The following is a 12,204-nucleotide window of genomic DNA, read 5'->3' as shown; positions in this document are numbered from 1 at the left end:
ATGTATGTCAGCAAAAGTAGTGGTAGTAGGCAGCCTCAACATGGACCTGGTCACCCGGGCCGAGCGGCTGCCGCGTGCCGGTGAAACCCTGATCGGCCAGTCGTTCGCCACGGTTTCCGGTGGCAAGGGGGCGAACCAGGCAGTGGCGGCGTCCCGTCTGGGCGCCCAGGTGTCGATGATCGGTTGCGTCGGTGATGATGCCTACGGCGAGCAATTGCGTTCGGCGTTGCTCGCCGAACAGATCGATTGCCAGGCCGTCACCGCTGTCCCCGGCTCCAGTGGCGTCGCCTTGATCGTGGTGGACGACAGCAGCCAGAACGCAATCGTGATCGTGGCCGGTGGCAACGGTCAGCTCACGCCAGAGGTCGTCAGTGGCTTCGACAAGGTGCTGCAGGCGGCCGACGTGATCATCTGTCAGCTCGAAGTGCCGCTGCCCACGGTGGGGCATAGCCTCAAGCGCGGCCGTGAACTGGGCAAGACAGTGATCCTCAACCCCGCACCGGCCAGTGGCCCGTTGCCGGCGGACTGGTACGCGTCCATCGACTATCTGATTCCCAACGAAAGCGAGGCCGCGGCCCTCAGCGGCTTGCCAGTGGATTCCCTGGCAAGCGCCGAAGCCGCGGCCGCCCGCCTGGTCGCCGCCGGTGCCGGCAAAGTCATCATCACGCTCGGGTCCCAGGGTTCGCTGTTCGCCAATGGCACGAGCTTCGAGCATTTCCCGGCGCCCAAGGTCAAGGCGGTCGATACCACGGCCGCTGGCGACACCTTCGTCGGTGGTTTCGCCGCCGCCCTGGCTGCCGGCAAGAGCGAGGTCGAGGCGATTCGTTTCGGCCAGGTCGCGGCCGCGCTGTCGGTGACTCGCCCAGGTGCGCAACCTTCCATTCCCACGTTGTCCGACGTACAGGCGTTCTCTCCCGCATGAAAAAGACACCCTTGCTCAATGTCGCCCTGTCGCGACTGATTGCTTCCCTGGGGCACGGCGATATCGTGGTCATCGGCGATGCCGGCCTGCCTGTGCCACCGGGCGTCGAATTGATCGACCTGGCCCTGACCCAGGGCATTCCGGACTTCCTCAGCACCTTGCAGGTAGTGCTTTGCGAGATGCAGGTGGAGGGCCATGTACTGGCGCAGGAGATCCTGGATCGACAATCCGCGGTCTTGCAGGCGCTTGAGGCGCTGAGCACCGAGGGGGCGCTGGGCGCGCGCAAGCTGTTGGGCCACGATGAGTTCAAGGTACTCAGCCGCCAGGCGCGGGCCATCGTCCGGACGGGCGAGTGTCAACCTTATTGCAACATCGCTTTGATTGCCGGGGTGACGTTCTGAGCGTTGCCCCTCTCTGTTCAACCACGCAAAGGAGTGCGCCATGCACCGCTATGCTCAGCTACTGAAGCACCTGATCCGGAGTGTTCTGCTCGTGTCCCTGTTCACTGCTACAAGCGCCCATGCGGCAGAAAAAATCGATCTGATCATCGATACCGATCCGGGTGCCGATGATGTGGTTGCGTTGCTGTTCGCCCTGGCGTCGCCGGAAGAGCTGCAGATCCGCGCGCTGACCACGGTGGCCGGCAACGTGCGCCTGGACAAGACTTCGCGTAATGCGCGCCTGGCCCGTGAGTGGGCGGGGCGCGAAGAGGTGCCGGTGTACGCTGGTGCGCCGAAGCCGCTGCTGCGCACGCCGATCTATGCCGAGAACATTCATGGCAAGGAAGGCATTTCCGGGGTCACGGTGCATGAGCCGAAAAAAGGCCTGGCCGAGGGCAGTGCGATCAATTACCTGATCGACACCCTGCGCGCCGCCAAGCCCCACAGCATCACCATTGCCATGCTGGGGCCGCAGACCAACCTGGCGCTGGCGCTGATCCAGGCACCGGATATCACTCAAGGCATCAAGGAAGTGGTGGTCATGGGCGGGGCGCATTTCAATGGCGGCAACATCACCCCGGTGGCCGAGTTCAACCTGTTCGCCGATCCGCAGGCTGCCGAGGTGGTGCTCAAGAGCGGTGTGAAGCTGACTTACCTGCCGCTGGACGTCACCCACAAGGTACTGACCAGCGATGCGCGCCTGCAGAAGATCGCGGCCTTGAACAACAATGCCAGTAAGGTGGTGGGCGATATTCTCAACGAATACGTCAAGGGTGACATGGAGCACTACGGCATTCCGGGTGGCCCGGTGCATGACGCGACCGTCGTTGCCTACCTGCTCAAGCCCGAGCTGTTCAGCGGGCGCCAGGCCAACCTGGTGATCGACAGCCGTGAGGGCCCAACCTTCGGTCAGACCATCGTCGATTGGTACGACGGCCTGAAGCAGGAGAAGAACGTGTTCTGGGTGGAGAATGGCGATGCCCAGGGCTTCTTCGATCTGCTGACCGAGCGCCTGGCTCGCCTGAAGTAAGTGATATTCCCGGCAGGTGCCAGCCTGTCGGGTGTTACGCCTTCCCTGTATCCGGCGTGCCCGAGTGCTCGCCGGGATACTTCTCGAATATCTGCTCGATGAACGTCTGGGCCGCTTCAGTGCCCAGCTCCCTGATCAGTAGGTCGATGCCGATGATTGCCAGCTCTTCGGGGCTGCCGGGGCTGTAGGAACAATGGCCTTCGGGCCATTTGGCTTTGATGTCGGCGTCGATCGTCACGGTGGCCATGGATGTCTCGCAAGCTTGGAAATGGGCGGGCCGGACAGGCGCTTGTCGAGGGCTTCCGGTCTTGTAGAGTTAAACACCTTGGCGGGCTTTTCGCACTCCGACTTAGGCATGAGGGGAGGGCTGTGCGACACTTGGTCATTGTCTGTTTTCAAAGGGTGCCCGTGTGCAGATCGATTTGAACAACCCTGATGCCTTGACCTTCGAGGCGGTGCGCCAGTTGCTGGCGTCGGCCAGTGACGATGTGCATACCCAGCTGCGAGTGACCAAGACGGGGATTGCCTATATCTCGTCGGGCGTGGTCGGTGGTGCGGAAATCGACGGCCTGCTGTTCAGGCTGGAAACCTGGGCCGCCGGCTCCGGTTATGTCGGTCTTGTAGCGGCTAGCGATGAGGTCTGGGTGACGCAGATTCTTAACGCATTGAAACAGAACTGGCCGAAGCCACCGTTCGATTACATCGATATTTACTGAGTCTGTTCATATCCGGTCACGATTGCTGCATGAAAACGTGGCCGTACCTGATGCAGACTTGCCCGCTGTCTTGGCCAAGAGGCCATTGGCCAGTCCGTTTGTGAAACCAATAGTCAGAGTGGTTGTCGCACTATCTCTGCTTATTTTTGAAAAGGAGGCTTCATGCCTTGGAAGCTCGCGTCATTCGGTACCTTGTTGGCTGCAGTCGTTTTGACAGGGTGCAGCACTTCTTCGCCGGATAAGGATCCGGTAGCGACCGAGAGCGGCCATAGCCGCTGTGAGGCTAAGGCGGCCGAATTCGCCATCGGCAAAAAAGCTTCGCCTGAGCTGCTGGAGCAGGCACGCACTCGCGCAGGTGCGCAGAACGCCCGTATTCTCAAGCCGAATGACATGATCACCCTGGAATACCGTTCCGATCGGCTGAACCTCAACACCGATAACAACCTGGTGATCACTCGGGTCAACTGCGGCTGATCTTGTCGGCGCTTTTGCACCGTGCATAAAAAACCCCGTCACATGGACGGGGTTTTTTTAGCTCGCTGAGAAATTACTCAGGACGAACTTGTGCAGCTTGCATACCCTTTTGGCCTTTCTCAGCCACGAAGGAAACGGTCTGGCCTTCTTTCAGGCTTTTGAAACCGTCGCTTTCAATAGCTTTGAAGTGTACGAACAGGTCGTCACCGCCACCTTGAGGAGTGATGAAGCCGAAGCCTTTTTCATCGTTGAACCATTTTACGGTGCCGGTTTGGCGATTAGACATGGTGTATCTCCAAGAAACATATATTTTCAGTAGTACTGTGCTGCTCAGGCCAACTGGGCACACCGGGCTATCATAGTCGAAATGTTCGACTTGGGAGCCCCCTGGACGTGCCGATTCCCAGGTGCTTGAGTCCGTTTTGTTGCTCCGATCGGCTGAAGGCCCCGGTTTAAGGGGCTTTCAGCGAAAATATTCGGTGATAAAAAAAGCCGTAAAAGCTGCGTAAATTGTGAAAAAAGGTCGGTTTTCAGATCGCATCGAACCTGATTCAAGGCCCTCTCTCGCGCTTTAAAGACTTATTTCACCACCCGGCAAGCGGCAATAGCCTCCAGTGCCTTGGTTCTCAGCGCCGGATCCGGTTGAGTCTGCTTGCTCATGAGTTGTTTGATTTCGTCGGTAGTGAATTTCTCATTGAGCTTGTCCGCACCACAGGCGCAGTGCTTTTCCGCACTTTTCACATCAACGCTCTGGCTGGCGGCAGCCGTGCAATCCTTCATGTATTCGGCGCGTACCCCGGCTGGCCAGGCGGCTTGCGCGCTCAGTGGCAGCAGCAGGGCGAAAGGGGCGGCAAGGGCGAATAGTTGGGTGAGGCGCATGAGTCGAGCTCTCCTGGGGTTGGTACAAGAATGGCGATTCTCGGTGTATTTGAGACCTTGGGTACACATCAAGTTCACTTTGTAGCTTAGAAAGCGCTGCTACGCTGTCCCGGTGGGAAGTACGGCGCGATGACCGTTCATCTGTGCTAGCATGCCCGGCTTGGGTGTTTTCAGGCTCTGGGCGAGTTTCAATCCCACCGCGGTCTATGCCTCTATTTTTCTGATTTGAACTCCAGTCACTCTGGTTCGTTTTACCGGTTGGCCGCAAGGCTCCTGCCACTGTGAGGCAGGCGTTCGTCACGAACGGCCTGGATCGAACCGCGTACTGGCTCATCCCAACCCACGTGACCTTTGGTAGGGGTCACCACTAGGAGAGGAGGCGCCATGCCCACTATTACTCTTCCCGACGGCAGTCAACGTTCATTCGATCATCCGGTTTCCGTAGCCGAGGTCGCCGCATCCATTGGTGCAGGTCTGGCCAAGGCCACCGTGGCCGGCAAGGTCAATGGCAAACTGGTCGACGCCTGCGATCTGATCGACAGCGACGCGACCCTGCAAATCATCACGCCAAAGGATGAAGAGGGGCTGGAGATCATTCGCCACTCTTGCGCTCACCTGGTTGGCCACGCGGTCAAGCAGCTGTATCCGACCGCGAAGATGGTTATCGGTCCGGTGATCGATGAAGGCTTCTATTACGACATCGCCTACGAGCGTCCCTTCACCCCGGACGACCTGGCGGCCATCGAACAGCGCATGCAGCAGCTGATCGAGAAAGATTACGACGTCATCAAGAAAGTCACTCCGCGCGCCGAAGTGATCGAAGTGTTCAAGGCTCGCGGTGAAGACTACAAGCTGCGCCTGGTCGAGGACATGCCGAACGAACAGGCCATGGGCCTGTACTACCACGAAGAATACGTCGACATGTGCCGCGGTCCGCACGTGCCGAATACTCGCTTCCTCAAGTCCTTCAAGCTGACCAAGCTGTCCGGCGCCTACTGGCGTGGCGATGCCAAGAACGAGCAGTTGCAGCGTGTCTACGGCACTGCCTGGGCGGACAAGAAGCAACTGGCGGCCTACATCCAGCGTATCGAGGAAGCCGAGAAGCGCGACCATCGCAAGATCGGCAAGCGCCTGGGCCTGTTCCATACCCAGGAAGAAGCGCCGGGCATGGTGTTCTGGCATCCGAACGGCTGGACCCTGTACCAGGTGCTCGAGCAGTACATGCGCAAGGTTCAGCGCGACAATGGCTACCTGGAGATCAAGACTCCGCAGGTGGTCGATCGCAGCCTGTGGGAGAAATCCGGACACTGGGCCAACTACGCCGAAAACATGTTCACTACCGAGTCGGAAAGCCGCGACTACGCCATCAAGCCGATGAACTGCCCGTGCCACGTGCAGGTGTTCAACCAGGGCCTGAAGAGCTACCGCGAGCTGCCGATGCGTCTGGCTGAGTTTGGTGCCTGCCACCGTAACGAGCCGTCCGGTGCGTTGCACGGCATCATGCGTGTGCGTGCCTTCACTCAGGACGACGCGCACATCTTCTGTACCGAAGAGCAGATGCAGGCCGAATCCGCGGCATTCATCAAGCTGACCATGGATGTCTATGCCGACTTCGGCTTCAAGGACATCGAAATGAAGCTTTCCACCCGCCCTGAAAAGCGTGTGGGCTCCGACGAGCTGTGGGATCGCGCTGAAAATGCCTTGGCCGCTGCGCTTGATAGCGCCGGCTTGCCATACGACCTGCAGCCAGGGGAAGGTGCATTCTACGGCCCGAAAATCGAATTCTCGCTGAAAGACTGCCTGGGGCGTGTCTGGCAGTGTGGTACCTTGCAGCTCGATTTCAACCTGCCGATCCGTCTGGGCGCTGAATACGTTTCCGAAGATAACAGCCGTAGACATCCGGTGATGTTGCACCGGGCGATTCTCGGTTCCTTCGAGCGTTTCGTCGGGATTCTGATCGAACATTACGAAGGCGCATTCCCTGCGTGGCTGGCTCCGACCCAGGCCGTGGTGATGAATATCACTGATAAACAGGCAGATTTTGCCCTCGAAGTGGAAAAAACCCTCAACCAAAGCGGATTTCGTGCCAAGTCCGACTTGAGAAATGAAAAGATCGGCTTTAAAATCCGCGAGCATACTTTGCTCAAGGTTCCCTATCTCTTGGTTATTGGAGATCGGGAAGTCGAGACGCAGACTGTCGCTGTGCGTACCCGTGAAGGTGCTGACCTGGGCTCGATGCCCGTCGCTCAATTCTCGGAGTTCCTTGCACAAGCGGTTTCCCGGCGTGGTCGCCCAGATTCGGAGTAATTATTATTAAGCGTGAAATGAGACAAGATAAACGAGCTGCACCGAAAGCCCCGATCAACGAGAATATCTCGGCACGCGAGGTTCGGTTAATTGGCGCTGACGGCGAGCAGATTGGCATCGTCTCGATTGATGAAGCGCTTCGTATTGCTGAAGAAGCCAAGCTTGATCTGGTGGAAATCTCCGCCGACGCAGTCCCACCGGTTTGCCGTGTGATGGACTACGGCAAGTCGATCTTCGAGAAGAAGAAGCAGATTGCTGCGGCGAAGAAGAACCAGAAGCAGATTCAGGTAAAAGAAATCAAGTTTCGTCCAGGGACGGAGGAAGGGGATTACCAGGTAAAACTGCGCAACCTGGTACGTTTCCTGAGTGACGGGGACAGGGCCAAGGTATCCTTGCGATTCCGCGGCCGTGAGATGGCCCACCAGGAGCTGGGGATGGAACTCCTCAAGCGGGTTGAAGCTGACCTGCAAGAGTACGGTTCGGTCGAACAGCATCCTAAGATGGAAGGACGCCAGCTGATCATGGTCATCGCCCCGAAAAAGAAGAAGTAATCAACAGGGCACGGCAGGCCTTCTGATTATGTTTATCAACTGAATGCGGAGTATCCGAACATGCCAAAGATGAAAACCAAAAGTGGTGCTGCTAAGCGGTTTCTGAAAACTGCTAACGGTATCAAGCACAAGCACGCTTTCAAGAGCCACATCCTGACCAAAATGTCGACCAAGCGTAAGCGTCAACTGCGCGGTAGCAGCTTGCTGCATCCGTCTGACGTGGCAAAAGTCGAGCGCATGCTGCGCCTTCGTTAATTTTTGGATCAAGAATAGAGGAAGTAACTCATGGCTCGTGTAAAGCGTGGCGTCATTGCCCGTAAACGTCACAAAAAAATTCTGAAACTTGCTAAAGGCTACTACGGCGCGCGCTCCCGCGTATTCCGTGTTGCCAAGCAAGCGGTAATCAAGGCAGGCCAATACGCCTACCGTGACCGTCGTCAGAAAAAACGTCAGTTCCGCGCTCTGTGGATCGCTCGTATCAACGCTGGTGCTCGTATCAACGGTCTGTCCTACAGCCGTTTTATCGCTGGCCTGAAAAAAGCGTCCATCGAGATCGACCGTAAGGTTCTGGCTGATCTGGCAGTGAACGAAAAAGCGGCGTTTGCTGCGATTGTCGAGAAAGCTAAAGCCACTCTGGCTTAAGTACCCCCGACAGTCACCCGGGCTCACCTCTGTGGGCCCAGGTGTTAAACGTCATAAATAGGGGAAGAGCCTACAAGCTCTTCCCCTATTTTGTATCTGGAGTCTGTACATGGAAAACCTGGATGCGCTGGTCTCTCAAGCACTAGAGGCTGTGCAAAGCGCTGAAGATATCAATGCCCTGGAGCAAATCCGGGTTCAGTACCTTGGCAAGAAGGGTGAATTGACTCAGGTGATGAAGACCCTGGGGAATTTGCCGGCAGAGGAGCGTCCGCAGGTCGGCGCCCTGATCAACGTTGCCAAGGAGCGTGTTACAGAGGCTCTCAATACGCGTAAGGCTTTGTTTGAAGAAGCCGAACTGGCTGCCAAACTGTCCGCCGAGTCCATCGATGTGACCCTGCCTGGCCGTGGCCAGGTCTCCGGCGGTCTGCATCCTGTGACCCGGACTCTGGAACGTATTGAACAGTTCTTCACCCATATCGGCTACGGCATCGCCGAAGGCCCTGAGGTCGAAGACGACTATCACAACTTCGAGGCGCTCAACATCCCAGGCCACCACCCGGCCCGTTCGATGCATGACACCTTCTATTTCAATGCGAACATGCTGTTGCGCACCCATACCTCGCCGGTACAGGTCCGCACCATGGAATCGCAGCAGCCGCCGATCCGCATTGTCTGCCCAGGCCGTGTGTACCGTAGCGACTCCGATATCACCCACTCGCCGATGTTCCACCAGGTCGAAGGCCTGCTGATCGACCGCGACATCAATTTCGCCGACCTCAAGGGGACCATCGAAGAGTTCTTGCGGGTGTTCTTCGAAAAAGAACTGGCGGTGCGTTTCCGTCCTTCGTACTTCCCGTTCACCGAGCCGTCCGCCGAAGTCGACATGGAATGTGTGATGTGCAGCGGTAAAGGTTGCCGTGTCTGCAAGCAGACCGGTTGGCTGGAAGTCATGGGCTGCGGCATGGTTCACCCGAACGTGCTGCGCATGTCCGGGATCGATCCGGAAGAGTTCCAGGGCTTTGCCTTCGGTATGGGCGCCGAGCGTCTGGCCATGCTGCGTTACGGCGTGAATGACTTGCGCCTGTTCTTCGACAACGACTTGCGGTTCCTCGCGCAATTTCGCTAGGTCGCACGCCCGTAACGAATCTTTCAGGAGAGCAGGATGAAATTCAGTGAACAATGGCTGCGCGGCTGGGTAAGCCCGCAGGTAAGTCGCGACGAGCTGGTTGCTCGCCTGTCGATGGCCGGTCTTGAGGTCGATAGCGTGACGCCGGCCGCCGGTGTTTTCAGTGGCGTGGTGGTGGGCGAGGTGCTGAGCACCGAACAACACCCTGATGCCGACAAGCTGCGTGTTTGCCAGGTCAGCAATGGCGCGGAAACCTTCCAGGTCGTGTGCGGTGCGCCAAACGTGCGTCCGGGCCTGAAGATCCCTTTCGCCATGATCGGCGCGGAGCTGCCTGGCGACTTCAAGATCAAGAAGGCCAAGCTGCGCGGTGTCGAGTCGAACGGCATGCTGTGCTCCCAGACAGAACTGCAGGTGGGAGAGGGCAATGACGGTCTGATGGAATTGCCGGCCGATGCGCCGGTAGGCAAGGATTTCCGTGAGTACCTGGAGCTGGATGATGCCAGCATTGAAGTCGACCTGACTCCTAACCGCGGTGACTGCCTGTCGCTGGCAGGTCTCGCCCGTGAAGTTGGCGCGCTCTATGCCGCACCAGTCACCCGTCCAGTGGTGCTATCCGTCGCGCCTGCGCACGACGAAGTGCGTCCGGTTGAAGTGCTGGCGCCCGCGGCTTGCCCGCGTTATCTGGGCCGGGTCGTCCGCAATGTCGACCTGTCCAGGCCGACCCCACTGTGGATGGTCGAGCGTCTGCGTCGCGCTGACGTACGCAGCATCGATGCGGCTGTGGACATCACCAACTACGTAATGCTCGAATTGGGGCAGCCGCTGCATGCTTTCGATCTTGCCGAAATCAACGGTGGCATCCGTGTACGGATGGCAGAAGAGGGTGAGAAGCTGGTCTTGCTCGACGGCCAGGAAGTGACCTTGCGCAGCGATACCCTGGTTATCGCTGACCATACCCGGGCTCTGGCGATTGCCGGCGTCATGGGTGGCGAACACAGTGGCGTAGCTGCTACCACCCGCGATGTTTTCCTGGAAAGTGCTTTCTTCGACCAGATCGCTGTCGCTGGTAAAGCTCGTTCCTATGGCTTGCACACCGACGCCTCGCATCGCTACGAGCGTGGTGTGGACTGGCAACTGGCCCGTGAAGCCATGGAGCGTGCCACTGGCCTGCTGCTGGAGATCACCGGTGGCGAAGCCGGCCCGATTATCGAAGCGGTCAGCGAGCAGCACCTGCCGTCGATCGCTCCGATCACCCTGCGTGCCGAGCGCATCACCCAGATGCTGGGCATGGAAATCGAGGCGCCGGAGGTCGAGCGTCTGCTCGGTGCCCTGAGCCTGAAGATTTCCGCTGATGGAGCAGGGCAGTGGCGCGTTGAAGTGCCAAGCCATCGCTTCGACATCAGCCTGGAAGTCGATCTGATCGAAGAGCTGGCTCGTCTATACGGCTACAACCGCCTGCCAGTTCGCTACCCACAAGCGCGTCTGGCTCCACAAGCCAAGGCCGAAGCTCGTAGCGATCTGCCTGAGCTGCGTCGTTTGCTGGTGGCCCGCGGTTATCAGGAAGCTATTACTTACAGCTTCATCGATCCGAAACAGTTCGAGTTGTTTAATCCAGGTGTCGAGCCGCTGTTGCTGGCCAATCCGATTTCCAACGACATGGCTGCCATGCGTTCGTCGCTGTGGCCGGGACTGGTCAAGGCGCTTCAGCACAACCTGAACCGTCAGCAGGACCGTGTCCGTCTGTTCGAGAGTGGCCTGCGTTTCGTCGGTCAACTGGAAGGCTTGAAGCAAGAGCCGATGCTGGCCGGTGTGGTGTGCGGCACTCGTCTGCCGGAAGGCTGGGCACAAGGTCGCGATGTCGTGGACTTCTTTGACGTCAAGGCCGACGTGGAAGCAGTGCTGGGCTTTGCCGGCGCACTCGATGCTTTTACTTTTGCGCCTGGCAAGCACCCTGCGTTGCACCCGGGTCAAACCGCGCGCATCGAGCGTGAAGGTCGTCTGGTTGGCTATATCGGTGCTATCCACCCTGAATTGTCGAAAACCCTCGGTCTCGACCGTCCGGTCTTCGTTTTCGAGCTGGTTCTGGCCGAAGTAGCCTCGGGAAAAATGCCGGAATTCCGTGAGTTGTCGCGTTTTCCTGAAGTACGTCGTGACTTGGCCCTGCTGGCTGATCGCGATGTTGCCGCCAGTGCGGTGTTGGATGTAATCCGTGAGAATGCAGGCGAATGGCTGACAGACCTCAGGTTGTTTGACGTGTACCAAGGTAAAGGCATTGATCCTCATAGAAAAAGCCTTGCAGTTGGCTTGACCTGGCAGCATCCATCGCGCACTCTTAATGACGATGAGGTGAACTCCACGACGCAAAATATCCTCACCTCGCTCGAACACAGGTTGAACGCCACGTTAAGGAAGTGACGTATGGGGGCTCTGACGAAAGCTGAAATGGCCGAACGTCTCTACGAAGAGCTGGGCCTGAATAAACGTGAGGCCAAGGAATTGGTCGAGCTGTTTTTTGAGGAAATCAGGCACGCTCTCGAAGATAACGAACAGGTCAAATTGTCCGGTTTCGGTAACTTCGACCTTCGGGATAAACGCCAGCGACCTGGCCGCAACCCGAAGACGGGTGAAGAAATCCCGATCACGGCACGCCGTGTGGTCACCTTTCGTCCAGGGCAGAAGTTGAAGGCCCGAGTTGAGGCTTATGCTGGAACCAAGTCATAACGACGAGCTCCCGGTCATTCCGGGCAAGCGCTACTTCACCATTGGAGAAGTCAGTGAGCTCTGTGCGGTCAAACCGCATGTGCTGCGTTATTGGGAGCAGGAGTTTCCTCAACTCAACCCCGTCAAGCGCCGCGGAAATCGCCGGTATTATCAGCGCCAGGATGTGCTGATGATCCGGCAGATCCGCGCGTTGCTTTATGATCAGGGGTTCACCATCGGTGGAGCACGCCTGCGCCTTTCCGGTGATGAAGCCAAAGACGACACCACACAGTACAAGCAATTGATCCGTCAGATGATCTCCGAACTGGAGGACGTTCTGGTGGTACTCAAGAAGTGATTTTCTGCTTTGAAAATACTTCCAAATTTCAAAAGCTTGCGATATATTCTTGAGCGCTT

At 57.9% G+C, this 12,204-nt stretch carries 16 protein-coding genes; 13 read left to right on the top strand and 3 right to left on the bottom strand.

Annotated elements, in window-relative coordinates; genetic code table 11:
- The first annotated feature begins 4 nt into the window (after positions 1-4).
- From rbsK to PVZ80_RS27765, 3 genes are read left to right on the top strand one after another with little or no spacing between them, the layout of a single operon-like run.
- Positions 5-922, top strand: coding sequence for a ribokinase (gene rbsK / locus PVZ80_RS27775; protein WP_273864850.1), 918 nt, complete (start codon positions 5-7; stop codon positions 920-922).
- Positions 919-1,323 (top strand): D-ribose pyranase, encoded by a 405-nt coding sequence (gene rbsD / locus PVZ80_RS27770; protein ID WP_101282080.1) that lies wholly within the window; start codon positions 919-921, stop codon positions 1,321-1,323. The genes rbsK and rbsD overlap by 4 nt, the downstream gene beginning before the upstream one ends.
- Positions 1,324-1,363: 40 nt before the next feature.
- Entirely contained in the window at positions 1,364-2,392 is a 1,029-nt protein-coding gene (locus PVZ80_RS27765) for a nucleoside hydrolase (RefSeq protein ID WP_009048128.1), read from the top strand.
- Between the two features lie 34 nt (positions 2,393-2,426).
- Here the strand turns inward: PVZ80_RS27765 and PVZ80_RS27760 are convergent, their stop codons facing one another.
- A complete protein-coding gene (locus PVZ80_RS27760) occupies positions 2,427-2,639 on the bottom strand; it encodes a hypothetical protein (protein WP_009043057.1) in 213 nt (70 codons plus the stop codon).
- Positions 2,640-2,802: 163 nt separating this feature from the next.
- Between PVZ80_RS27760 and PVZ80_RS27755 the strand changes: the two genes are divergently transcribed.
- Complete coding sequence (locus PVZ80_RS27755; RefSeq protein ID WP_009048129.1) at positions 2,803-3,108, top strand: hypothetical protein; 306 nt, start codon at positions 2,803-2,805, stop codon at positions 3,106-3,108.
- Between the two features lie 162 nt (positions 3,109-3,270).
- Positions 3,271-3,582, top strand: a complete 312-nt coding sequence (locus PVZ80_RS27750; RefSeq protein WP_009048130.1) for an I78 family peptidase inhibitor — start codon at positions 3,271-3,273, stop codon at positions 3,580-3,582.
- A gap of 73 nt (positions 3,583-3,655) precedes the next feature.
- Here PVZ80_RS27750 and PVZ80_RS27745 read toward each other — a convergent pair whose 3' ends face one another.
- Together PVZ80_RS27745 and PVZ80_RS27740 are read right to left on the bottom strand one after the other, a co-directional pair.
- A complete protein-coding gene (locus tag PVZ80_RS27745) occupies positions 3,656-3,868 on the bottom strand; it encodes a cold-shock protein (RefSeq protein WP_003179963.1) in 213 nt (70 codons plus the stop codon).
- A gap of 293 nt (positions 3,869-4,161) precedes the next feature.
- Positions 4,162-4,461: a hypothetical protein gene (locus PVZ80_RS27740; RefSeq protein WP_009048131.1), complete on the bottom strand. Its 300-nt coding sequence runs from the start codon at positions 4,459-4,461 to the stop codon at positions 4,162-4,164.
- A 384-nt stretch (positions 4,462-4,845) separates the two neighbouring features.
- Here PVZ80_RS27740 and thrS point away from each other — a divergent pair, with 384 nt between their 5' ends.
- The 8 genes from thrS to PVZ80_RS27700 all read left to right on the top strand — a co-directional run bounded on the left by thrS (position 4,846) and on the right by PVZ80_RS27700 (position 12,145).
- The gene (thrS, locus tag PVZ80_RS27735; protein WP_009048132.1) at positions 4,846-6,768 is read left to right on the top strand and encodes a threonine--tRNA ligase; all 1,923 of its coding nucleotides are present in this window, start codon (positions 4,846-4,848) and stop codon (positions 6,766-6,768) included.
- Entirely contained in the window at positions 6,768-7,319 is a 552-nt protein-coding gene (gene infC / locus PVZ80_RS27730; protein ID WP_169914426.1) for a translation initiation factor IF-3, read from the top strand. Before thrS ends, infC begins: the two co-directional genes overlap by 1 nt.
- A gap of 60 nt (positions 7,320-7,379) precedes the next feature.
- Entirely contained in the window at positions 7,380-7,574 is a 195-nt protein-coding gene (gene rpmI, locus PVZ80_RS27725; RefSeq protein WP_002553160.1) for a 50S ribosomal protein L35, read from the top strand.
- A 30-nt stretch (positions 7,575-7,604) separates the two neighbouring features.
- Complete coding sequence (gene rplT / locus PVZ80_RS27720) at positions 7,605-7,961, top strand: 50S ribosomal protein L20 (RefSeq protein ID WP_007905879.1); 357 nt, start codon at positions 7,605-7,607, stop codon at positions 7,959-7,961.
- A 109-nt stretch (positions 7,962-8,070) separates the two neighbouring features.
- Positions 8,071-9,087, top strand: a complete 1,017-nt coding sequence (pheS, locus tag PVZ80_RS27715) for a phenylalanine--tRNA ligase subunit alpha (protein WP_007920512.1) — start codon at positions 8,071-8,073, stop codon at positions 9,085-9,087.
- 36 nt (positions 9,088-9,123) lie between these two features.
- Complete coding sequence (pheT, locus tag PVZ80_RS27710) at positions 9,124-11,502, top strand: phenylalanine--tRNA ligase subunit beta (RefSeq protein ID WP_198920000.1); 2,379 nt, start codon at positions 9,124-9,126, stop codon at positions 11,500-11,502.
- A gap of 3 nt (positions 11,503-11,505) precedes the next feature.
- Positions 11,506-11,808, top strand: coding sequence for an integration host factor subunit alpha (ihfA, locus tag PVZ80_RS27705; protein WP_002553164.1), 303 nt, complete (start codon positions 11,506-11,508; stop codon positions 11,806-11,808).
- Positions 11,789-12,145, top strand: a complete 357-nt coding sequence (locus PVZ80_RS27700; RefSeq protein WP_007920509.1) for a MerR family transcriptional regulator — start codon at positions 11,789-11,791, stop codon at positions 12,143-12,145. The genes ihfA and PVZ80_RS27700 overlap by 20 nt, the downstream gene beginning before the upstream one ends.
- Positions 12,146-12,204 lie beyond the last annotated feature (59 nt).

The organism is Pseudomonas sp. B3G-3 (assembly GCF_028640915.1).
Taxonomy (GTDB): Bacteria; Pseudomonadota; Gammaproteobacteria; order Pseudomonadales; family Pseudomonadaceae; genus Aquipseudomonas; species Aquipseudomonas chlororaphis_I.
The sequence above is the reverse complement of the archived record's forward strand: the minus strand, read 5'-3'. Positions and strand labels throughout refer to the sequence as shown.